This is a genomic window from Klebsiella pneumoniae, from assembly GCF_000742135.1.
GTDB lineage: Bacteria > Pseudomonadota > Gammaproteobacteria > Enterobacterales > Enterobacteriaceae > Klebsiella > Klebsiella pneumoniae.
In genome coordinates this window covers 2,705,575-2,727,102 of record NZ_KN046818.1, presented here as the reverse complement: position 1 = coordinate 2,727,102, position 21,528 = coordinate 2,705,575, and the positions used below count along the sequence as shown (strand labels likewise).

Annotated in this window: 17 protein-coding genes and 2 pseudogenes; 10 read left to right on the top strand and 9 right to left on the bottom strand. The window is 60.1% G+C overall.

What is annotated here, in order from left to right:
• Window positions 1-100: 100 nt before the first annotated feature.
• From ydiJ to DR88_RS12535, 3 genes are all read left to right on the top strand, one after another.
• A complete protein-coding gene (ydiJ, locus tag DR88_RS12525) occupies window positions 101-3,157 on the top strand; it encodes a D-2-hydroxyglutarate dehydrogenase YdiJ (RefSeq protein WP_004148727.1) in 3,057 nt (1,018 codons plus the stop codon).
• Window positions 3,154-3,564, top strand: a complete 411-nt coding sequence (gene menI / locus DR88_RS12530) for a 1,4-dihydroxy-2-naphthoyl-CoA hydrolase (protein WP_002909015.1) — start codon at window positions 3,154-3,156, stop codon at window positions 3,562-3,564. The genes ydiJ and menI overlap by 4 nt, the downstream gene beginning before the upstream one ends.
• A 204-nt stretch (window positions 3,565-3,768) precedes the next feature.
• The gene (locus DR88_RS12535) at window positions 3,769-4,017 is read left to right on the top strand and encodes a GlsB/YeaQ/YmgE family stress response membrane protein (RefSeq protein WP_002909014.1); all 249 of its coding nucleotides are present in this window, start codon (window positions 3,769-3,771) and stop codon (window positions 4,015-4,017) included.
• Window positions 4,018-4,114: 97 nt separating this feature from the next.
• Here DR88_RS12535 and DR88_RS12540 read toward each other — a convergent pair whose 3' ends face one another.
• Complete coding sequence (locus DR88_RS12540; RefSeq protein ID WP_025862142.1) at window positions 4,115-4,435, bottom strand: hypothetical protein; 321 nt, start codon at window positions 4,433-4,435, stop codon at window positions 4,115-4,117.
• A gap of 598 nt (window positions 4,436-5,033) precedes the next feature.
• Between DR88_RS12540 and DR88_RS12545 the strand changes: the two genes are divergently transcribed.
• Window positions 5,034-6,014 (top strand): DUF1852 domain-containing protein, encoded by a 981-nt coding sequence (locus tag DR88_RS12545; protein ID WP_004148725.1) that lies wholly within the window; start codon window positions 5,034-5,036, stop codon window positions 6,012-6,014.
• Between the two features lie 23 nt (window positions 6,015-6,037).
• A complete protein-coding gene (locus DR88_RS12550; protein WP_002909005.1) occupies window positions 6,038-7,069 on the top strand; it encodes a methionine synthase in 1,032 nt (343 codons plus the stop codon).
• A gap of 82 nt (window positions 7,070-7,151) precedes the next feature.
• Here the strand turns inward: DR88_RS12550 and eitD are convergent.
• From eitD to DR88_RS12570, 5 genes and pseudogenes are all read right to left on the bottom strand, one after another.
• Window positions 7,152-8,383: pseudogene (eitD, locus tag DR88_RS0125970) on the bottom strand (MFS transporter EitD).
• Window positions 8,384-8,394: 11 nt separating this feature from the next.
• On the bottom strand, window positions 8,395-9,156 hold the full coding sequence (eitC, locus tag DR88_RS12555) for a siderophore ABC transporter ATP-binding protein EitC (RefSeq protein ID WP_023313339.1): 762 nt from the start codon (window positions 9,154-9,156) through the stop codon (window positions 8,395-8,397).
• A complete protein-coding gene (locus DR88_RS12560; RefSeq protein ID WP_004148722.1) occupies window positions 9,156-10,193 on the bottom strand; it encodes a FecCD family ABC transporter permease in 1,038 nt (345 codons plus the stop codon). Before DR88_RS12560 ends, eitC begins: the two co-directional genes overlap by 1 nt.
• Entirely contained in the window at window positions 10,193-11,191 is a 999-nt protein-coding gene (gene eitA / locus DR88_RS12565) for a siderophore ABC transporter substrate-binding protein EitA (protein ID WP_004148720.1), read from the bottom strand. Before eitA ends, DR88_RS12560 begins: the two co-directional genes overlap by 1 nt.
• Window positions 11,192-11,349: 158 nt before the next feature.
• On the bottom strand, window positions 11,350-12,261 hold the full coding sequence (locus DR88_RS12570) for a LysR family transcriptional regulator (RefSeq protein ID WP_004180365.1): 912 nt from the start codon (window positions 12,259-12,261) through the stop codon (window positions 11,350-11,352).
• Window positions 12,262-12,357: 96 nt separating this feature from the next.
• Between DR88_RS12570 and DR88_RS12575 the strand changes: the two genes are divergently transcribed.
• The 4 genes and pseudogenes from DR88_RS12575 (at window position 12,358) to DR88_RS0125965 (ending at window position 18,335) form a co-directional block, all read left to right on the top strand.
• Entirely contained in the window at window positions 12,358-13,353 is a 996-nt protein-coding gene (locus tag DR88_RS12575; protein WP_023301051.1) for an NAD-dependent epimerase/dehydratase family protein, read from the top strand.
• A 95-nt stretch (window positions 13,354-13,448) separates the two neighbouring features.
• Window positions 13,449-14,063: a TetR/AcrR family transcriptional regulator gene (locus DR88_RS12580; protein ID WP_004143215.1), complete on the top strand. Its 615-nt coding sequence runs from the start codon at window positions 13,449-13,451 to the stop codon at window positions 14,061-14,063.
• Window positions 14,064-14,137: 74 nt separating this feature from the next.
• A complete protein-coding gene (locus tag DR88_RS12585) occupies window positions 14,138-15,247 on the top strand; it encodes an efflux RND transporter periplasmic adaptor subunit (RefSeq protein WP_004148717.1) in 1,110 nt (369 codons plus the stop codon).
• Window positions 15,244-18,335, top strand: a pseudogene (locus DR88_RS0125965) (efflux RND transporter permease subunit). The gene DR88_RS12585 and the pseudogene DR88_RS0125965 overlap by 4 nt, the downstream one beginning before the upstream one ends.
• Before the next feature lie 55 nt (window positions 18,336-18,390).
• Here the strand turns inward: DR88_RS0125965 and lldD are convergent.
• The 3 genes from lldD to DR88_RS12600 all read right to left on the bottom strand — a co-directional run bounded on the left by lldD (window position 18,391) and on the right by DR88_RS12600 (window position 20,854).
• A complete protein-coding gene (lldD, locus tag DR88_RS12590; protein WP_004148714.1) occupies window positions 18,391-19,575 on the bottom strand; it encodes an FMN-dependent L-lactate dehydrogenase LldD in 1,185 nt (394 codons plus the stop codon).
• Window positions 19,576-19,829: 254 nt separating this feature from the next.
• Window positions 19,830-20,462, bottom strand: coding sequence for a TetR/AcrR family transcriptional regulator (locus tag DR88_RS12595; RefSeq protein ID WP_002908882.1), 633 nt, complete (start codon window positions 20,460-20,462; stop codon window positions 19,830-19,832).
• Window positions 20,459-20,854: a DoxX family protein gene (locus DR88_RS12600; protein WP_004143228.1), complete on the bottom strand. Its 396-nt coding sequence runs from the start codon at window positions 20,852-20,854 to the stop codon at window positions 20,459-20,461. Before DR88_RS12600 ends, DR88_RS12595 begins: the two co-directional genes overlap by 4 nt.
• 236 nt (window positions 20,855-21,090) lie before the next feature.
• On the opposite strand from DR88_RS12600, the gene DR88_RS12605 reads away from it, so the two are divergent.
• A complete protein-coding gene (locus DR88_RS12605; RefSeq protein WP_002908880.1) occupies window positions 21,091-21,288 on the top strand; it encodes a hypothetical protein in 198 nt (65 codons plus the stop codon).
• Window positions 21,289-21,528: the final 240 nt, after the last annotated feature.

Here is a 21,528-nt window from a genome sequence, read left to right as displayed (position 1 = left end):
TGAAAAAAATGTGATAAAAAGTTGAATGCGCTACGCAAACGTTTAGTTAGCACCAACACAATATTTTCAAACACAACATAGTCAGGCAGGGTCAAGCGTGATGATCCCACAAATTTCTCAGGCGCCAGGGGTAGTTCAACTGGTGCTGAATTTTTTGCAGGTACTGGAGCAACAGGGTTTTACCGGCGATACCGCCACCAGCTATGCCGACAGGCTAACGATGGCCACCGACAACAGCGTCTATCAGCTGCTGCCGGATGCGGTCATTTTTCCTCGATCCACGGCGGACGTGGCGCTGCTGGCGCGCGTCGCCGCCGAACCGCGTTTTAAATCGCTGATTTTCACCCCGCGTGGCGGCGGCACCGGCACTAACGGCCAGGCGCTGAACGGCGGGATTATCGTTGATATGTCCCGCTATATGAATCGCATCATCGAGATTAACCCTGACGAGGGCTGGGTGCGCGTTGAAGCCGGGGTCATCAAAGATCAGCTGAACCAGTTTCTTAAACCCTATGGTTACTTTTTTGCGCCTGAGCTATCCACCAGCAACCGCGCCACGCTGGGGGGGATGATTAACACCGATGCGTCCGGCCAGGGATCGCTGGTGTACGGCAAAACGTCGGATCACGTGCTCGGCCTGCGGGCGGTGCTGATGGGCGGGGATATCCTCGATACCCAGGCGGTGCCGGTGGCGCTGGCGGAGACGCTGGGCAATACCCCCTCGACGGTTGGCCGGATCTACAACACGGTCTACCAGCGCTGCAAGGCGCAGCGTGACCTGATCATTGATAAGTTTCCCAAACTCAACCGCTTCCTCACCGGATACGATCTGCGTCACGTCTTTAACGATGAGATGAGCGAGTTCGACCTGACCCGTATTTTAACCGGTTCGGAAGGGACGCTGGCGTTTATTACCGAAGCGCGGCTGGATATCACCCGCCTGCCGAAGGTGCGCCGTCTGGTCAACGTCAAATATGACTCCTTCGACTCTGCGCTGCGCAATGCGCCCTTTATGGTCGAAGCGAAAGCCCTGTCGGTGGAGACCTTCGATTCTAAAGTTCTCAATCTGGCGCGCGAGGATATCGTCTGGCACTCGGTAAGCGAACTGATCACCGACGTACCGGATAAAGAGATGCTCGGGCTCAATATCGTCGAATTCGCCGGCGATGACGCGGCGCTGATTGACCAGCAGGTTACTACCCTGTGCCAGCGGCTGGACGAGCTGATGGCCGCCAGCGAGGCGGGCGTCATTGGCTGGCAGGTCTGTCACGATCTTGAAGGCGTGGAGCGCATCTATGCCATGCGCAAGAAGGCCGTCGGCCTGTTGGGTAATGCCAAAGGCGCCGCCAAGCCTATTCCTTTCGCCGAGGACACCTGCGTACCGCCCGAACATCTGGCGGATTACATCGTCGAGTTCCGCGCGCTGCTCGACAGCCACGGCCTGAGCTACGGCATGTTTGGCCACGTTGATGCCGGGGTGCTGCACGTGCGCCCGGCGCTGGACATGTGCGATCCGCAGCAGGAGGTGCTGATGAAGCAGATCTCCGACGATGTGGTGGCGCTGACGGCGAAGTATGGCGGCCTGCTGTGGGGCGAACATGGCAAAGGGTTCCGCGCGGAGTACAGCCCGGCCTTCTTTGGCGAGACGCTGTATGCCGAGCTGCGCAAGATCAAAGCGGTCTTCGATCCCGATAACCGCCTGAATCCGGGGAAAATCTGTCCTCCGGAAGGTATCGACGCGCCGATGATGAAAGTCGATGCGGCGAAGCGCGGCACTTGGGATCGGCAGATCCCCATCGCGGTGCGCAGCAGCTGGCGTGGGGCGATGGAGTGTAATGGCAACGGGCTGTGCTTCAACTTTGACGTCAAGAGCCCGATGTGTCCGTCGATGAAAGTCAGCAACCAGCGCATCCACTCGCCGAAAGGGCGGGCGACGCTGGTGCGGGAATGGCTGCGCCTGCTGGCCGACCGCGGCGTCGATCCCAACCAGCTGGAGAAGGCGCTGCCGGAGCAGGGCGTCAGCCTGCGCTCGCTGGTGGCGCGCACGCGCAACAGCTGGCATGCGCGCAAAGGCGAGTATGACTTCTCGCATGAGGTCAAAGAGGCGATGTCCGGCTGTCTGGCCTGTAAAGCCTGTTCGACCCAGTGCCCGATCAAAATCGATGTTCCCGAGTTCCGCTCGCGCTTCCTGCAGCTGTACCACAGCCGCTATCTGCGGCCGGTGCGCGATCATCTGGTGGCCTCGGTCGAATCTTATGCGCCGCTGATGGCGCAGGCGCCGAAGACCTTTAACTTTTTTATTAACCAGCCGTGGCTGAAAAAGCTGTCGGAGAAGCATATCGGGATGGTCGATCTGCCGCTGCTCTCGGCGCCGTCGCTGAAGCAGCAGATGGCCGGCCACCGTTCCGCCAATATGACCCTTGAGCAGCTCGAAGCGCTGAGCGCCGAGCAGAAAGCGAAGATGGTGCTGGTGGTGCAGGATCCCTTCACCAGCTACTACGACGCCCAGGTGGTGGCCGACTTTATCCGTCTGGTCGAGGCCTTAGGCTATCAGCCGGTGCTCCTGCCGTTCTCGCCGAACGGCAAGGCGCAGCATATCAAAGGCTTCCTCACCCGCTTCGCGCGCACCGCGCAGAAGACGGCGGACTTCCTCAACCGCGTGGCGCAGCTGGGCATGCCGCTGGTGGGCGTCGATCCAGCGCTGGTGCTCTGCTACCGCGATGAGTACAAGCAGACGCTCGGCGACAAGCGCGGCGATTTCCAGGTGCTGTTAGTCCATGAGTGGTTGCCGAAGGCCCTAACCAGCGACGCCCGTCCCGATCTGGGCGGTGAGCCCTGGTACCTGTTCGGTCACTGTACCGAAGTGACCGCGCTACCGGCGGCGACAAAGCAGTGGGCAGATATTTTTGCCCACTTCGGCGCGAAGCTGGAAAACGTCAGCGTTGGGTGTTGCGGGATGGCTGGCACCTATGGTCATGAAGTGAAAAACCACGCCAACTCGTTGGCCATTTACGCGCTCTCCTGGCAGCAGGCGATGCAGCGGCTGCCGCGAAACCGCTGTCTGGTGACGGGCTACTCCTGCCGCAGTCAGGTGAAGCGTATTGAAGGCAGCGGCGTTCGCCACCCGCTGCAGGCGTTACTGGAGATAATCGGATGATTTGGAAACGTCAGGCCACGCTGGAGCAGCTCAACCGGCTCGGTGAGGGGAACATGGTAGGGCTGCTCGATATTCGCTTTGAGACCGTTACCGACGATACGCTGGAGGCCACTATGCCGGTCGATAGCCGCACACAGCAGCCGTTTGGCCTGCTGCACGGCGGAGCGTCGGTGGTGCTGGCGGAGACCCTGGGGTCGGTGGCAGGCTATCTGTGCAGCGAAGGCGAACAAAAGGTGGTGGGGCTGGAGGTTAACGCCAACCACATCCGTTCGGCGCGCGGGGGCCGGGTGCGCGGCGTCTGCAAAGCGCTGCACGTCGGGACGCGCCATCAGGTCTGGCAAATTGAAATCTTCGACGAACAGTCGCGGTTATGTTGTTCATCACGACTAACCACCGCGGTAATATAAGCCGCATGGCGGGAGGCGAATAGCCTCCCTTTTTTTAAGGTAATAAGCGAGAGCCGGCCTGCCAGAGCCAGAGAGGTTGTCACAAGATCAGCCGGGCGTCGGCAGGGAATTATCTAATATTTATATTATTACCGATCCACTCTCGTTATTTATGCTACTCTTTTCAATACTAAATGCTTAAAGGTAACAAGAGGACGGTTAACCATGGGTATTCTTTCCTGGATCATTTTTGGACTTATTGCCGGTATTTTAGCCAAGTGGATTATGCCGGGAAAAGATGGCGGCGGATTTATCGTGACCGTTATTTTGGGGATCATCGGCGCCGTGGTCGGCGGCTGGATCAGTACCCTGTTTGGTTTTGGTAAGGTCGATGGGTTTAATTTCGGCAGCTTCGTGGTAGCGGTTATCGGTGCGCTGGTGGTACTGTTTATTTACCGGAAAGTGCGTAGCTAATTTTCAGCTGCTCAGCTGTAAATAAGTACATAAAAGCTGCCGCGATATGCGGCAGCTTTTTTATTGCTGACAGATGACAGCGTAGCTCTCCCCTGGGCTATTGTCTGTCGGTTCCCTCGCCAACCGGCACCACCTCAACGTGCACTTCGTAGTGTTTCGCCTGGCCGGCGGGGATCAGCGCGGTCAGTTTGTTAATGGTTTCCGCTGGCGTATCGGTTGCTACCGTGGCTGAAAACAGCACCGGTCTGTGCGGCGGAAGCTGCGGCGGGAACGGCGGCAGGGGGCCACGATCCCTCTCCATCGGCGGGCGGACTCCGTTATCGACGACAGGCGCCGGGACGTCGGTTTTATCAGCCGCAAAGGCGCTGGCGGTGGTAACGGTGGCGATAGCGAACAGGGCAAGCAGAGCTTTTTTCATCCGGGATTCCTCAATAAGCAAGTCCCAAAAGAGTAGAGGGTGCCGGCAGGAGGAACAATCCCAGGCGGCGCGAATCCTCTGAATCTTCTTTTTTCCTCGCGAATGTGGAGGTCAGATGAGAGCGAGTGTCATTGCGTTCGGGAGCCTCTTAATTCAGCAGTACGGCCATGCACATCGACATAATACTGATATCAACAATCATTCTGTACGACAAAAGCTCCGCTAAACGGGTACGGCGGGCAGGTAAGCCCATCTTATAGTGGTTAAAGAGTGTACCCTGCCTACTTCCATTGAACAAACGTTTATTGACTAATATTGTCGGCCTGCGTCGGCCTGCGTCGGCCTGCGTCGGCCTGCGTCGGCCTGCGTCGGCCTGCGTCGGCCATCGGCCACCGCCTGGAGCAACATGAGGATGGCTCATGTTGCATTGAATTTAAGTCGCTTTCCCTCCAGCGCTGACTCTGGCAAAAATAGGTTCATTAACGAATCAACAACATTTACCGGTTGAAGCGCGCCCGGCCTGACTCCGCGTCGCCAGGCTGGTGGAGAGTATTCCGCCGGGTTCGCTTTATGCCCGCCATCAGGATGGACAATCGCCATGAATAATAAATTTACCTATACGATTAAGCGCACCCGGTTTGATGAAAACTATAACCCTGCGGAAAATACGCGTATTACCACCAACTTCGCTAATTTAGCCAGAGGGGTGAACCGTGAGGAAAATCTGCGCAATACGTTAATCATGATGAATAACCGTTTTAATAGCCTGGCCCACTGGGATAATCCCCATAACGATCGCTATGCGGTGGAACTGGATATTATTTCTGTCGAGATGAATATTGCTCAGGATAGCGCCAGCTTCCCGGTGATTGAGATCCTGCAAACGCATATTGTCGATAAAAAGAGCGGGGAGCGTCATGCCGGTATCGTCGGCAATAACTTCTCCTCCTATGTGCGGGATTACGATTTTAGCGTACTGCTTCTGGAACATAATAAGGACCAGAGTCGCTTCAGCGTACCGGAAAACTTTGGCGAGCTGCACGGCAATATCTTTAAGGATTTTGTGCAATCCAGCGCCTGGCGCGCCAACTTCAGCAAGACGCCGGTGATTTGCCTGAGCGTCTCCAGTAAAGATGTTTACCATCGCACCGGTAACGAACATCCGGTCCTCGGCATTGAATATGCTCAGGAAGGCGTCTCGCTGACCGAGCGCTATTTCAGCAAAATGGGGCTGCAGGTACGCTATTTTATGCCAAAAAACAGCGTCGCGCCGTTGGCCTTTTATTTTACCGGCGATCTGCTCAGCGATTACACCAGCCTGGAACTGATCGCCACCATCAGCACGATGGAGACGTTTCAGAAAATATATCGCCCGGAGATCTACAATGCCAACTCCCCGGCGGGGCAATACTATCAGCCCAATCTCAGCCACCTGGATCATTCATTAACAAAAATCGTCTATGACCGGGAAGAGCGCAGCCTGTTGGCGATTGAGCAGGGGAAATTTACACAACAACATTTTATCAACCCGCACAAGACGTTGCTTGAGCAATGGTCTGCTAATTTCGCGCTTTGCTAAACCCATATAAAAGGCTAATGACTATGAAAACATGGCTTCCGACATCGACCGCCGGCAGTTTACCGAAACCTTCCTGGCTGGCGCAGCCAGAGACCCTGTGGTCGCCCTGGAAACTGTCCAGCGAAGAATTACTGGCCGGCAAGCGCGACGCCTTGCGGTTATCCCTCGACGACCAGCTGCGGGCCGGGATCGATATTGTCAGCGACGGCGAGCAAACGCGGCAGCACTTTGTCACCACCTTCATCGAGCACCTCAGCGGGGTGGATTTTGCCAAACGCGAGATCGTGAAAATTCGTAACCGCTATGAGGCCAGTGTTCCAACGGTGGTGGGCGCCGTGGAGCGCCAGAAACCTGTCTTCGTGGAGGACGCTCGCTATCTGCGGCAGCTCACCAGTCAGCCGATCAAATGGGCGCTTCCGGGCCCGATGACCATGATCGACACGCTGTATGACAACCACTATAAAAGCCGGGAAAAGCTGGCCTGGGAATTTGCCAAAATCCTCAATCAGGAAGCGAAAGAGTTAGAGGCTGCGGGGGTTGATATTATTCAGTTCGATGAGCCGGCCTTTAACGTCTTCTTCGATGAGGTCAACGACTGGGGGATCGCCGCCTTAGAACGAGCCACCGAAGGGCTGAAGTGTGAGACAGCGGTGCATATCTGCTACGGCTATGGCATCAAGGCCAATACCGACTGGAAAAAGACGCTGGGCTCCGAGTGGCGACAGTATGAAGAGGCTTTCCCGCAGCTGCAGAAATCGTCCCTTGATATTATCTCTCTCGAGTGCCACAACTCGCGCGTGCCGATGGATCTGCTGGAGTTGATCCGCGGTAAAAAGGTGATGGTCGGGGCGATCGATGTCGCCAGCCATGCTATCGAAACCCCGGAAGAGGTGGCTGGAACCCTGCGCAAGGCGCTGGCGTTCGTCGATGCCGACAAACTCTACCCGTCCACCAACTGCGGTATGGCGCCGCTGCCGCGCCATGTCGCGACCGGCAAACTGCACGCCCTGAGCGCCGGCGCCGAGATTATTCGTCGCGAGCTGGCGGCAAAGTAAGGCGGGGCGCGCCCGTTATCTTCCCCAGGCGGTGTACTTTATCGTCGGTTCACTTCCAGAGCGGGCTGTCGCCCGCTCTGCGTCATGTTGCCGCCAGCGGGCGACAGATTGCCCGCAGGGCGACGGCGCTGCACAGCGGAAACAGCGCCAGCAGAAGCCAGGGATAAACCGCCTGCGGCGAGGGAATGAGCGCCTGGTCAAGCAAATGACCGAGCAGTAAATTCCCGGCTAACACCGCGCACCCTCCTGCGGTGGCGAGCGCTCCGTAGTGGGCGCCCAGCGTCGACTCCTCGGCGAACAGCGGGATCAGATCCTTGGCTGCGGGCACTAACAGCATCTGGCCGAGAGTGAGCAGCGTGACAAAACCAGCCGCCGGCATTAACCGCAGCCAACCTTCGGCGGGTGGGGCGGCGGCGAATAACGCCACGCTGGCAAAGGAAGCCGACAGCAGCAGAAAGCCCACCGGCAGGATGCGCACGGCGCCCATTCGCCGGGCGAAGCGGGCGAGAGGGAGCTGGAGGGTGATAATCAACAGCGAGGCCAGCATAAAGAGCGGCGCCAGATCCTGCTCGCGGCCGCCGGAACGTTGGATTTCCACCGGCAGGGCGAGGTACAGTTGGTTGTAGCTCAACAGCCATGAGCTGTAGGCGAGAATAAACGCGACAAAGCGCGGCTGGCGCAAAGGCGTCCACCATGGGACTCGTCTGCGCGTTGTTGTCGTGTGCCCGTCGGCGGGCAGACAGAAAAAGAGCACCGCCAGCGCCAGAAGAAATATTCCCGCGCCGGCGAGGGCGATATGCCGAAAGCCGATCCCGCTCAGCACGCCTCCGGCCACCGGGCCGATCACCGCTCCCAGTTCACCGCATACCGCAAACAGCGCAAACCACTCGGCGCGACTGCGTTTCCCGTTGGCCTGGCTGAGGGTGCCGGCCCGCGCCAGCAGGGCCTCTATCGACGGGGAGAACAGGGCGCCGCCGACGCCGGTCAGGCAGGCGCCGAGGATAATGGGCCACAGCGACGCCCCGCACGCCAGCAGGAGAAAACCGGCGACGCGAACGACGCAGCCGGCGAGAATGATCGCCTTAGCGCATAGCGGTCGGCCAGCGTCCCGCCGAGGATAAACATCCCCTGTTGGGAGAAGGTACGCAGCCCGAGGATCAGGCCGATAAGTCCGCCTGAGAGCAGCATGTCGTCGCGCAGGAAGAGGGCGAGGAAAGGAACGACCGCGTAAAAGCCAATATTAAAAACGAACTGGCTTCCCAGTAATACCGGAGGCCAGAGGGTTGCCGCAGGGCGCAAGGAGAAAAGAGACATATCCGCCCAACCTAAATGATGAAATGAATGTGCTTTTTGCCGTGGTAAGGGGAGATCTCGATTTTGGTTTTCACCCGGAAAACGTCCCACAGCAGCCCTTCGGACAAAATCTCCTCCGGCGTCCCGCTGGCGAGGATCTGCCCCTGCTGCATCACGATCAGCGAATCGCAGAACATCGCGGCATGGTTAAGATCGTGAATGGCCACAATGCTGGTTACCGGCAGCTCGCTGATCAACTGCATTAACTGCATCTGATGGTGTATATCCAGATGGTTGGTCGGCTCATCCAGCAGGATTTCGCTCGGGCTCTGCGCCAGCGCGCGGGCGATATGCACCCGCTGCCGCTCGCCGCCGGAGAGGCTTAACCATCCCTGTTCGCTTTTCTCCAGCATCGCTACCCGCTGCAGCGCGGCGGCAATCGCCTCGTCATCCTGAGCGCTCCAGTTTGAGAACGGAGAGTGGTGGGGAATGCGTCCCAGGCGCACGACGTCGCGCACCCGCATATTGGCCTCGGTCATGCCGTGTTGCTCGACGAAAGCCACGCGGCGGGCGAGCTGCTTTTTCGCCATCCGGGCGATATCCTGGCCGTCGAGGGTGACGCGACCTGCATCCGGGCGGCGCAGGCCCGCCAGAACGCGCAGCAGCGAGGATTTGCCGCAGCCGTTGGGCCCCAGCAGTCCGACCGTTTCGCCGCGCGGCACCCGCAGCGAGACATTATTGACGATGACCTTTTTGCCTGCCTTCCAGGTGATATTTTCAGCGCAAATACTCATCACTTATTCCTTGAGCGGTAGATAATCACGGCAAAGAAAGGCACCCCAACCAGGGCGGTTACTACCCCAACGGGCAGACTTTGCGGGGCAATCAGCAGGCGCGACGCAATGTCCGCCAGTACCATCAATATCGCCCCTGCCAGCGCGCTGGCGATCAGCAACGTTCGGTGCAGCGGGCCAAAGAAGAAACGCATCACGTGCGGCACCACCAGGCCAACAAAGCCGATTGAGCCGGCCATGCTGACGATGGTGGCGGTGATCAGCGCCGCAGTGGTGAAGAGGATCAGGCGCACGCGCGGCACAGCAATCCCCAGCGAGGCGGCGGCATCGTCGCCGAAGGTGAACGCGTCCAGCGCCCGGGCATACCACAGGCAGACCGCCAGACCCGCGAGCACCACCACAATGACCAGTTGGAATTCGGGCCAGCGAACGCCGCTGAAGCTGCCCAGCAGCCAGAACATCACATCGCGCGCCTGCTGCGCGCTGGCGGAGGTGCTGATGGTATAGGCCGTGATGGCGTTAAATAACTGCGAGGCGGCGACGCCCGCAAGAACCGTACGCTCATTGCCGCCGCGCGCGCCGTTAGTCAGCAAGGCGACAAAGGCGAAGGCGGCGAAGGCCCCGGCAAAGGCCCCGGCCGAGAGGGAAATTGCGCCAGCGCCAAGGCCCAGCACCACGATCGACACCGCGCCGGTGGAGGCCCCGGCGGAGACGCCGAGGACGTAGGGTTCCGCGAGGGCATTCTTCAGCAGGCTTTGCAGCACGACGCCGCAGATAGCGAGGCCTGCGCCGCAGCAGGCGGCGACCAGCGCGCGGCTGAGGCGGAAATCCCAGATAACGCTCTCATAGATACGGTTGAGCGGCTCAGCGGTTAAGCCGGTTCTGTTGCTGATAGCGTAAAAGACATTCTGCAGCGGGATGGCCAGCTCGCCAACGCTGACGCCAACAGCGATCACCAGCGCCAGCACGATCGCTGCCAGTACACACCAGCCGGTGAGCAGTATGCTGCGGCGCGTCTCAATCGCGGCGACGCTCATCAGTTCAGCCCCATTTTTCTCAGCTGCTCGCCCACCTGTTCCGCGCCGTAAAGCGTGCGAATGGTCGGATTCATCGCCTGACCGTCCATGACCACGATATGGCCTTTTTTCACCGCCTCCAGCTGGCTGACGGCGGGATCGCTTTTGAGGAATTTGATCTTCTCCTCGGCCTTATCCAGCGCCCAGCGGTTACGATCCAGGCTGGCGACCACGATCACATCCGGGTTGGCGGCAATAATGCTCTCCCAGCTCACCGTGGGCCACTCGGTTTCGGAGGTGATCGCATTATGTCCGCCCAGCACGCTGGCGATAAATCCGGAGGCGCTGTTTTTGCCGCCGACATAGGCATCGGCCGAAGGTGAGGCGCTGGAGAACCAGAAGACGAAGGAGAGATCCTTTTTGCTTTTACCAAACTCCTGGCGCAGGTCGGCTTCACGTTTTTTGAAATCGGCAATCAGCGCCTGACCACGATCTTCGACGTTGAAAATGCGGGCGAAATCGCTAATTTCCTGATACAGCCAGGTCATATCCCACAGCTTTTGCCGGCTGCCGTACAAATCGCCGGTGGCCTTTTTAGTGGCGCACATCCCCGGTGAGACGTAGCTGTTCACGCCGACGGTGGCGAGATCTTCACGCCTGGCGACTTTGCTTTCCGGCCCCAGCAGCAGCGGCAACTGGGCGGGAACGAAATCAGGATTTTGCGCCAGCACCGATTCCAGGCTCGGAATTTCCACCGTCAAGGTTTTAATCTTCGCGTTTTGCTCAGCCAGCTGCGGTAAAACGCTGGTCGGCCAGAAGGCGCTGGCGACCACCTGCTTTTGCAGCCCGAGCAGCAGCAGAATTTCGACCGTATTTTGCCCCAGCGCGACCACGCGCTCCGGCGGCCGGGTGAAGGTCTCCTGATAGCCGCAGTTTTCAATCGTCAGGGGGTAGGTTGTTGCCAGCGCGGAACTGACGGCGGTGAACATCAAGCCTAACGCGCAAAGGACCTTCTTCATTAAACGCTATCCTTGTAAACAGGCGAGTGGATGACCAGCAAATGGGAGTAATGCAAATGAAACTCATTATTGGGGCGGGGTTTTATACAATGCCATATTTACAGTGTCAATGAGTGACTATTTCCGCAGGCAATGAAATGCCCGCGCGATGGGGTGGGTCAGCTCGCCAGTGGGCCACGAATATACGCCTGCAACCCCTGGGCGAGAAAATCAAATACCCGCTTACAGGCAGGGCTGTGGCGCAGATCCTCATGCATTACCAGCCAGGTATCAAGATACAGAGAAAAGTCGGCCGCCAGCACTCGCTGCAGGGGAATAATGCCATCCGCAAGAGGCGCCTGGCAGATGCCGATCCCCGCTCCGGCGCGGATCAGGCTCAACTGGGCGAGGTCGCTATCGGTCCGCATCGCGAACGCCTCGCGCTGAAAACGGGGGTAAGCCTGCAGCGCCCGGCGCACGAGAGGGGTGGCGCTATCAAAACCAATTAGCGCGTGGCTGGCCAGATCGTCGAGGGTCGCGGGCAGGCCCTGCCGCGTCAGGTAGGCGGCGGTGGCATGTAACCCAAGCTCGATCCTGCCGAGACGGCGGGCGATAAGCTGCTCCTGCTGCGGGGCGACCATCCGCACCGCAATATCCGCCTCCCGGTGAAGCAGATCCTGAAACCGATTGGAGAGCATCAGTTCGATGACGATATTCGGGCACGCCTGCCTGAGCCGGGCAACCAGCGGCGGCAGCACCTCGGCGCCGACCACCTCGCTGGCGGCCACCCGCACCACGCCACGCAGCTCGGCTCTGTCGCGACTGAAGTTAGCCGCGGTGCGTTCCAGCGCCCGGGCGGTATTGTCCATCGCCTCGGCGTGCACCCGCAGCGCCAGCGCCGCGTCGGTCGCCAGCAGGCCGGTTTGCGAGCGGGTAAATAAGGCCTGGCCGAGGGCGTTTTCCAGCCCGGCAATATGGCGCCCCGCCGTCGGCTGAGTGATGTTCAGGGTACGCGATGCGCCCGATAAAGAGCCTTCCTGCAGGACGGCGAGAAAGGTTCGGTACCACTCCCAGGGAATAGAGGTATTCATACAAATATGTATAGCCGCTCGACGATGGTATGCAATTTCATTTGATATGAGCCACAGGTAGGCTGTCAAGCATCCATTAGCGAACGGGGAAAGAGGATGAACAGCAGCGGCAAGGTACTTATTCTGGGAGCAAGCGGGGGCATCGGCGGGGAAGTGGCGCGCCGGCTGGTGGCAGACAACTGGCAGGTTCGGGCGCTGAAGCGCGGCGCCCAGATACGTGATCCCGAAGATGGCATACAGTGGATAGCCGGCGACGCGCTGGATGGCGGCCAGGTCGCGGCGGCGGCTGCCGGTTGCGACGTTATCGTCCATGCGGTGAATCCGCCGGGCTACCGGCACTGGCGGCAACAGGTACTGCCTATGCTGCGCAACACCCTGCAGGCCGCCGAACGGCAGCGGGCGCTTGTAGTCCTGCCCGGCACGGTCTACAACTATGGACCGGATGCCTTTCCGCTGATTGCTGAAGAGGCCGCACAACAGCCGGTGACCCGCAAAGGCGCCATCCGGGTGGCGATGGAGCTGGCGCTGGAGGATTACGTGCAGCGCGGCGGCCGGGCGTTGATTGTCCGGGCGGGCGATTTTTTTGGCCCGCGCGCCGGAAATAACTGGTTTTCGCAGGGGCTGGTCAAGCCTGGTCAGCTTCCCCGCATCATTAGCTACCCGGGGACGATCGGCGTCGGGCATCAGTGGGCCTGGCTGCCCGACGTCGCCGACACCATCGCCGCGCTGCTGGCCCGCAGGCATGAGCTTGAGCCGTTTGCTCGCTTTCATATGCAGGGCCACTGGGACTCGGACGGCAGCGAAATGAGTCAGGCGATCCAGCGGGTGGTCGCCCGCTATGGCGGCAGGGCGGTAGCGAAGTCCTTTCCCTGGTGGCTGGTGAAGCTGGCGGCGCCCTTCAACGCCACCCTGCGCGAAATGGTCGAGATGCACTATCTCTGGCGTCTGCCGGTACGCCTGCGCAACGATAAACTGGTTGATTTTTTAGGCGCGGAACCGCATACCCCGCTCGACAGCGCGGTGTATCAGACGCTGCAAGGCCTGGGTTGTCTGCCCGCCGGCGCGATAAACCAAGAGGCGGGTGAGGCGTAACGCGGCAAGAGGATCACAGAGCGGGGCGTTATTGTGACCAAATCATAATAACGTCACTCGTTGTCAAACGATAGCGATCGCATTAAGCTAAACGGATGACGAAAAATACCCCCACCCCTGCAAGCCGTGGTCCCCATGACCACAGCGTTCGGGACCAGATTCTTGACGCGGCCATGGCGCACTTTAGTCGCTATGGCTATGAGAAAACGACGGTCACCGATCTCGCCAAAGCGATAGGCTTTTCCAAAGCCTATATCTATAAATTCTTTGACTCCAAGCAGGCGATTGGCGAGGCGATTTGCGCCAGCCGGCTGGAGAAGATCATGGTGGCCGTCAGCGCGGCCATCGCCGATGCGCCGTCCGCCAGCGAGAAACTGCGCCGCCTGTTCCGGGCGCTGACCGAGGCCGGCAGTGAACTGTTTTTCGAGGATCGCAAACTGTACGACATCGCCGCCGTCGCGGCGCGCGATAAATGGCCTTCAACGGAACAGTATGCCGGTCATCTGCAGCAGCTGATTGGTCAAATCCTTGTCGAAGGCCGCCAGGCGGGTGAGTTCGAGCGCAAAACCCCGCTGGATGAAGCGACCTTGGCGGTGTATATGGTGATGTGTCCTTTCATCAATCCGGTGCAGTTGCAATACAATCTCGACACCGCGCCCACCGCGGCGGTGCTGCTTGCCTCCCTGATCCTGAGAAGTCTTTCCCCCTGATTAGTGACCATTGGCTTTATTGGTCACTGGTCTGAGAATGCGGTCACCATCCGGTCTTTTCATTAAGGTGACCCATGCTCAGGCTCAACGCCGTCCATCTTGCCGTCTGCCTCCTGCCGCTGGCCCTCGCGGGCTGCGGCGAACCTGCCGATCATGACGACCCCCGCATCCGGCCGCCGCTGGTCCGGGTGGCGACCGTCGAGCGCGCGGAGGCCGGCTCGCGGGCCTTTACCGGCGTGGTAGTGGCCCGAACCCAAAGCGACCTCGGTTTCAGGGTGGCGGGAAAAGTGCTTGAACGGCGGGTGGAAACCGGGCAGAGCGTCAAGCGCGGTCAGCTGCTGCTGCGCCTGGATCCGGCTGATCTAGCCTTGCAGGCGCAGTCCCAACAGCGGGCCGTAGATGCCGCGCGGGCGCGAGCCAAAAAGGCGGCCAACGATCTGGCCCGCTATCGCGGCCTGGTGGCGAGCGGCGCCATCTCTGCCGCGGAATTCGACCAGATTAACGCAGCGGCAGAGGCGGCGAGAGCCGACCTCAGCGCGGCCCAGGCGCAGGCCAATGTGGCGCAAAACGCCACCGGCTATGCCGGACTGCTGGCGGATGCTGACGGCGTGGTAGTGGAAACCCTCGCTGAGCCGGGGCAGGTGGTTAGCGCCGGGCAGGTGGTGATCCGCCTGGCGCGGGCGGGGCAGCGCGAAGCGCGGGTGCAACTGCCGGAGACGCTGCGCCCGGCGGTCGGCAGCGAGGCGCTGGCGACACGCTATGGCAGCGAATCTCAGCCGGTCACGGCGACCCTGCGCCTGCTTTCGGACGCGGCTGACGCCACCACCCGCACCTTTGAAGCGCGCTATGTACTGAACGGCGCGCTGGCGAATGCCCCGCTGGGGTCTACCGTGACCCTGCGCATCGGCAACGACCAGGCGCCAGGCCAGGTGCTGGCGGTGCCCCTGGCGTCGGTCTACGATCCGGGTAACGGCCCTGGCGTCTGGCGCATTGCCTCTCGTCCGGCCACCGTCTCCTGGCAACCGGTAACTGTGCTCGGCCTGGATGATGAAACCGCGCGGGTGACCGGCCCGCTGAAGCCCGGCGAGCCGATCGTCGCCCTGGGCGCCCATCTTCTGCACCAGGGCGAGGCGGTGCGTCTGGCGGAACGACGCGGGCATAATGCCGCCGGGAGCCAGCCATGAGCGCCGGGCGTTTTAATCTCTCCGCGCTGGCCGTCCGCGAGCGGTCGGTGACTCTGTTTTTGATTATCCTTATCTCCGTCGCCGGGCTGGTGGCGTTCTTCGGACTCGGGAGAGCGGAAGATCCGCCCTTTACGGTCAAGCAAATGACGGTCATTACCGTCTGGCCCGGCGCCACCGCGCAGGAGATGCAGGATCAGGTCGCCGAGCCGCTGGAAAAACGACTCCAGGAGCTAAAGTGGTACGATCGCACGGAGACCTATACCCGCCCTGGCATAGCGTTGATCACCCTGTCGCTGCAGGATCAGACCCCGCCTTCCGAGGTGCCGGAGCAGTTTTATCAGGCGCGCAAAAAGCTCGGGGATGAGGCGAAAAACCTGCCTGCCGGCGTCTCCGGCCCGATGATGAATGACGAATTCGCCGATGTCACCTTTGCCCTCTTTGCTCTGAAAGCGCGGGGAGAGCCGCCGCGGCAGCTGGTGCGTGACGCTGAAGCCCTGCGCCAGCAGCTGCTGCATGTATCCGGGGTGAAAAAAGTGAATATCCTCGGCGAACAGGCGGAGCGCATTTATCTCTCGTTTTCTCATGATCGTCTCGCCACCCTGGGCCTTTCGCCAGAGGCGATTTTTGCCGCGCTGAACAGCCAGAATGTGCTGACCGCCGCCGGGGCCATTGAGACCCGGGGCGGGCAGATCTTTATCCGCCTCGATGGGGCGTTTGACCGCCTGCAGCAGATCCGCGACACGCCGATTATTGCCGGGGGCAGAACGCTGAAACTGGCCGATGTCGCCACGGTTGAGCGAGGGTATGAAGATCCCGCCACCTTCCTGATCCGCCATCAGGGCGAACCGGCGCTGCTGCTGGGGGTGGTGATGCGTGAGGGCTGGAATGGTCTGGCGCTGGGAAAAGCGCTGGATGCCGAAACGGCCAGCATCAATCAGAACCTGCCGCTCGGCATGTCGTTGACCAAGGTGACCGATCAGTCGGTGAATATCAGCGCCGCGGTCGATGAGTTCATGATCAAATTCTTTGTCGCCCTGCTGGTGGTGATGGCGGCGTGCTTTGTCAGCATGGGGTGGCGCGTGGGCGTGGTGGTCGCGGCGGCGGTGCCTTTAACCCTCGCCGTGGTGTTTGTGGTGATGGAGGCGACCGGCAAAAACTTCGACCGCATCACTCTCGGCTCGCTGATCCTCGCCCTGGGGCTGCTGGTGGATGATGCCATCATTGCCATCGAAATGATGGTGGTCAAAATGGAGGAGGGGTATGACCGCCTCAAAGCCTCGGCCTATGCCTGGAGCCATACCGCCGCGCCCATGCTGGCCGGACCCTGGTGACGGCCGTGGGCTTTATGCCCAATGGATTTGCGCAGTCCACCGCCGGGGAGTACGCCAGCAATGTGTTCTGGATCGTCGGTATCGCGCTGATTGCCTCCTGGATTGTGGCGGTGATTTTTACCCCCTGGCTGGGGGTGCACCTGTTGCCGGACAGAAAGCCCGTGGCGGCCGGCCACGCCGCGCTGTATGACACCCCGCGCTATCAGCGCTTCCGTCGGCTGCTGACCCGGGTTATTGCTCATAAATGGCGCGTGGCCGCCGGAGTGGTGGCGCTGTTTATCGTGGCGATCCTGGGCATGAGCGTGGTGAACAAGCAGTTTTTCCCCACCTCCGATCGTCCGGAAGTGCTGGTTGAAGTGCAGCTGCCTTACGGGTCGTCGATTAGCCAGACCAGCGCCGCGGCGGCGAAAATTGAGCACTGGCTGCAGCGGCAGCCGGAGGCGAAGATTGTCACCAGCTATATCGGCCAGGGCGCGCCGCGCTTTTACCTGGCGATGGCTCCGGAATTGCCCGATCCCTCCTTCGCCAAACTAGTGGTGTTGACCGACGGGCAGGGTGCCCGCGAGGCGCTCAAGCGGCGGCTGCGGGAGGCGGTGGTCAATGGCCTGGCGCCGGAGGCGCGGGTGCGCGTCACTCAGCTGGTGTTTGGCCCTTATTCGCCTTATCCGGTCGCCTGGCGGGTTATGGGGCCCGATCCGCACGCTCTGCTCGACATCGCCGAGCGGGTTAAATCGGTGCTGCAGGCCAGTCCGCTGATGCGCACCGTCAATACCGACTGGGGTTCGCGGGTGCCGGTGATGCATTTCAGCTTCAATCAGGACCGGCTGCAGGCGAGCGGACTCAGCTCCCAGTCCGTCGCCCAGCAGCTGCAGTTCCTGCTGTCAGGGATCCCGATCACCACCGTCCGGGAAGATATTCGCGCCGTGCAGGTGATCGGCCGCGCGGCGGGCGACATCCGTCTGGATCCGGCGAAAATCGCCGACTTCACCCTGGTGGGCAGCGGCGGGCAGCGGGTTCCCTTGTCACAGATTGGCGACGTGTCGATCAGGATGGAGGACCCGCTGCTTCGCCGTCGCGACCGCACGCCGATCATCACCGTCCGCGGAGATGTTGCGGAGAACCTGCAGCCGCCGGATGTCTCCACCGCGCTGATGAAGCCGCTGCAGCCCATTATCGACTCGCTGCCGCCTGGCTATCGCATCGAGACGGCGGGGTCGATTGAGGAATCCGGCAAGGCCACCCGGGCGATGGTGCCGTTATTTCCGATAATGATCGCCCTCACGCTGCTGATCATTATCCTGCAGGTGCGTTCGCTGTCGGCGATGGTCATGGTTTTCCTGACCGCGCCGCTGGGGCTGATTGGCGTGGTCCCGACGCTGCTGCTGTTCAATCAGCCGTTTGGCATCAATGCCCTGGTGGGCCTGATCGCCCTGTCGGGGATCCTGATGCGCAATACGCTGATCCTGATTGGCCAAATCCATCATAACCAACAGGCGGGGCTCGATCCGTTCCACGCGGTGGTGGAGGCGACGGTGCAGCGCGCCCGCCCGGTTCTGCTGACCGCGCTGGCGGCGATCCTGGCGTTCATTCCGCTCACCCAGTCGGTCTTCTGGGGAACGCTCGCCTATACGCTGATTGGCGGGACGCTGGGGGGAACCATCATGACCCTTATCTTCCTGCCGGCCATGTACGCGATCTGGTTCCGCATCCGCCCGGCGAACACGGTACAACAGACAGAGTTGCACCTTCAGAGGTAATTCCACTTTGCCGGACCTGGGCGAGGCACATGGCCAGGCCAGGTCCCGGGCAGCGTCAGGCGGGTAAGGATACCGGCACCGCATGAGTGCGGTGTTGATCCTGTTCGAGGCGATCAAGACAATCGAGGCTGATGGCCGATGGCGAGGTCGCGCCGGTGAGGGTCATGGTAACCTTCATATCCTCGGCAAATAAGCGCAGCAGATGCGCCACGCCCGCTTCGCCCGCCGCGGCCAGGGCATAAATATAGGCCCGACCGAGCAGCACGCCTTTCGCGCCGAGGGCCAGCAGACGTATAACGTCCACGCCGGAGCGCACCCCGGAATCGGCAAGCACTGTCAGATCGTCGCCGACCGCATCCACCACCCTGGGCAGCGCCCGGGCGGTGGGGATGGCGCCATCGAGCTGTCTGCCGCCATGATTCGACACCACAATACCATCGGCGCCCAGCCGCACGGCATTGCGCGCATCGTCGGCATCGAGGATCCCTTTGATGATTAATTTCCCTTGCCAGCTGTCGCGGATCCACTCCAGATCGTGCCAGGCGATGGACGGGTCGAAGTTGTTGCTGATGAACCCCATATAGTCGTCCATGGTCATTTTGTGGCCGGTGTAGGCTTCGATATTACCAAACGACAGGGGTCTGCCCGCCAGCCCGACGTTCATCGCCCAGCGCGGATGGGTGCAAGCCTGGAGATATTGTCGCAGGGTGGCGTGCGGCCCGGACATCCCTGAGCGGTTATCGCGATACCGCGAGCCGGGGATTGGCATATCGACGGTAAATACCAGGGTTTTCATGCCAGCGGCCCAGGCGCGCTCCAGCGCGTTACGCATATAGCCGCGATCTTTCAGTACGTACAGCTGGGACCAGAGCGCGCCGCTGGCGTGGCTCGCCACCTCTTCAATCGAGCAGACCGACACGGTGGATAAGGTGTACGGGATCCCGGCGCGGGAGGCGGCGCGGGCCGCCTGGACTTCGCCGCGGCGGGCGTACATCCCGGTGGCGCCGACGGGCCCCAGCGCCACGGGCATCGCCCATGCGTCATCAAGGATCGTGGTCGCCAGCGTCGGTTCGCCGGCCCCGGACAGTACGCGCTGGCGAAGAGCTACCGAGGCAAGCTCGGCGGCGTTGGCGTTCATGGTGTTTTCCGCCACCGCGCCACCGTCAATATAATCGAAAAGGAAGCGGGGCAGACGACGACGAGCGGCTTCGCGATAATCGCTGGGGGCTGAAACAATCATTATTATGTCCTTATGTTTTTTAACCTTAGTGGATGTTCTGCAGGTAAAAAAACTATAGGCCTCTAAAAACCGGCGAGGAAATGAAATATTAGCATTCCTACTATTCCCTCATGGAATAATCTGCGTTGCACTCTGTGGTTGTTATTTTCTTTTAATGCTAACCGGTAAGGACATTATTTTTTGCGCCGGGCGCGGATTGGGCACAATAAATCAGCCTTGCGCCAGGCCACAGCACTGAAAAGGGGAAGGAGAGATCAGCCCGGCGCCAGGGAATACGCGCGCAGAAAGACGTCCAGGGCGCGCTCAACCCGCTGTTTGATTTCGTCGTCGGACAGCGGAGGTCTTGCGCCAAGTTTTATCGCCAGGCTGGTCATTCCCAGCCATAAACCGGCCAGTTCGTCGGCAGCCTCCTGCGGATCGCAGGCTCGTAAAGTACCGGCTTCGATCGCCTCGGCGATGATCGCTTCCAGCATCTGCTGCGCGCGCCCCGGCCCGGCGGCGTAAAAGCGGCCGGGGAGATCGGGGTGACGCACGGCAGCCGAGGCGATCAGTCGGTCCCAGCCGGTCAGTTCCCGCTGGTTGATAAAGCGGACAAAGCGATAACCAAACGCCGTCAGTACCTCGATCAGCGGCAGATGATGGCGCTGGGCGAAATCATGGTCGCTGATGGTGAGATCCGATTCCTGGCGTAAGACCGCCTCTATCAGATGTTCTTTATCGCTGAAATTGGCATACAGGGTGGCTTTCGCCACCCCGGCTACGCGGGCGATTTCGGCCGTTGTCACCTCCAGGCCCTGTTCCAGAAACAGCTTACGGGCGGCCTGAAGTATCGCCTGCGTTTTCAACGGATCTTTTGGCCGACCTTTCTGACGAGGGGTTTCGCTCATCGCCGATAGCCTGCAAACAGCGCGCTCATAATTAATCCTCCGACCACGGTAATGTGTTCAAGCGCAATATGGAATTCCTCAGTGCGCCGGGGTTCACTGAAGGCCCAGAAGGCGTGTCCCAGCGGAATAGTGAGTAATGTAAACACAATCAGCATCCCCGATCCAATCCAGCCGTAGCCGGCAGGATTAAAAACGATCAGCGCCGAACCCGCCAGCTGGCAAAAAATCGTGCCCGCCGCGAACAAGACCGGCCACGGCAGGCCGACGGTCACCATCTCCTGAACGATCTCCGCGAAATGAAAGACGCCGTAGATGCCTGCCATCCAGAAGAAGAAGGTCACCAGGACGCGAGAGAGACAAAGGGTGATGAAAAATAAGGTCGAATTAGGCATAAGATTTTACGCAATTGATAATTAACAGACCGATGAGTCTAAAAAATAATTTCAAGACTCACAAGTCTGTTAATTGTTCATTAGTGTTATGCCATTGCAATCAGCCGCTTAGTTTGTTTTTCTCCTGCCAGGTGCCCTGCCGCAGGCTTTGCGTCAGACGTAAAGAAGGTGAATTTGAAATTGAGCAGATGGTATCTTTTGCTAGCCTTTCTCTGGAGGACAGACGGAGCGACACCATGAAAGATAAAGATGAACAAACGGCATTGATTGGCATGGCCATCGGCGCGGCGGTCATTAGCTTAGTGGCGACCCAAAAGCAGATTAATCAGGGGAGTATCGTGGATGAACTGGTGAGGCTGGGCAGACAGAAGGGGGACGGGGTAGAGGATGAGGTCTTTGTCCAGGCCGCCCGGCTGGTGAGTAAAGGCACCTAGCCAGCCGGTATCCCGCCTGGCAGCCCCGTTTGCGCGTTTTATTTTGGTTTTTATTCCCCAAATGCGGCCAGGCGAGCGGCGCTTATTCCTTTCCTGAAGCGTTACCGGCGGGCGCTTTCACTACCCACTTTTTTCTAGCGCATGGCCGGGGCCGCGCCCCGCGCTGGCATGGTCTTTCTGTTACGTTGTCACTTTATGCTCGCCTGCAAAGGATAACCAGCAGGGTGGTCTGCCGCTATT

What these genes read in the sequence shown, in the direction of transcription:
- ydiJ (WP_004148727.1), top strand. Translation starts at nt 101, where the DNA reads ATGATCCCACAAATTTCTCAGGCGCCAGGGGTAGTTCAACTGGTGCTG.
- menI (WP_002909015.1), top strand. Translation starts at nt 3,154, where the DNA reads ATGATTTGGAAACGTCAGGCCACGCTGGAGCAGCTCAACCGGCTCGGT.
- DR88_RS12535 (WP_002909014.1), top strand. Translation starts at nt 3,769, where the DNA reads ATGGGTATTCTTTCCTGGATCATTTTTGGACTTATTGCCGGTATTTTA.
- DR88_RS12540 (WP_025862142.1), bottom strand. Translation starts at nt 4,435, where the DNA reads ATGAAAAAAGCTCTGCTTGCCCTGTTCGCTATCGCCACCGTTACCACC.
- DR88_RS12545 (WP_004148725.1), top strand. Translation starts at nt 5,034, where the DNA reads ATGAATAATAAATTTACCTATACGATTAAGCGCACCCGGTTTGATGAA.
- DR88_RS12550 (WP_002909005.1), top strand. Translation starts at nt 6,038, where the DNA reads ATGAAAACATGGCTTCCGACATCGACCGCCGGCAGTTTACCGAAACCT.
- eitC (WP_023313339.1), bottom strand. Translation starts at nt 9,156, where the DNA reads ATGAGTATTTGCGCTGAAAATATCACCTGGAAGGCAGGCAAAAAGGTC.
- DR88_RS12560 (WP_004148722.1), bottom strand. Translation starts at nt 10,193, where the DNA reads ATGAGCGTCGCCGCGATTGAGACGCGCCGCAGCATACTGCTCACCGGC.
- eitA (WP_004148720.1), bottom strand. Translation starts at nt 11,191, where the DNA reads ATGAAGAAGGTCCTTTGCGCGTTAGGCTTGATGTTCACCGCCGTCAGT.
- DR88_RS12570 (WP_004180365.1), bottom strand. Translation starts at nt 12,261, where the DNA reads ATGAATACCTCTATTCCCTGGGAGTGGTACCGAACCTTTCTCGCCGTC.
- DR88_RS12575 (WP_023301051.1), top strand. Translation starts at nt 12,358, where the DNA reads ATGAACAGCAGCGGCAAGGTACTTATTCTGGGAGCAAGCGGGGGCATC.
- DR88_RS12580 (WP_004143215.1), top strand. Translation starts at nt 13,449, where the DNA reads ATGACGAAAAATACCCCCACCCCTGCAAGCCGTGGTCCCCATGACCAC.
- DR88_RS12585 (WP_004148717.1), top strand. Translation starts at nt 14,138, where the DNA reads ATGCTCAGGCTCAACGCCGTCCATCTTGCCGTCTGCCTCCTGCCGCTG.
- lldD (WP_004148714.1), bottom strand. Translation starts at nt 19,575, where the DNA reads ATGATTGTTTCAGCCCCCAGCGATTATCGCGAAGCCGCTCGTCGTCGT.
- DR88_RS12595 (WP_002908882.1), bottom strand. Translation starts at nt 20,462, where the DNA reads ATGAGCGAAACCCCTCGTCAGAAAGGTCGGCCAAAAGATCCGTTGAAA.
- DR88_RS12600 (WP_004143228.1), bottom strand. Translation starts at nt 20,854, where the DNA reads ATGCCTAATTCGACCTTATTTTTCATCACCCTTTGTCTCTCTCGCGTC.
- DR88_RS12605 (WP_002908880.1), top strand. Translation starts at nt 21,091, where the DNA reads ATGAAAGATAAAGATGAACAAACGGCATTGATTGGCATGGCCATCGGC.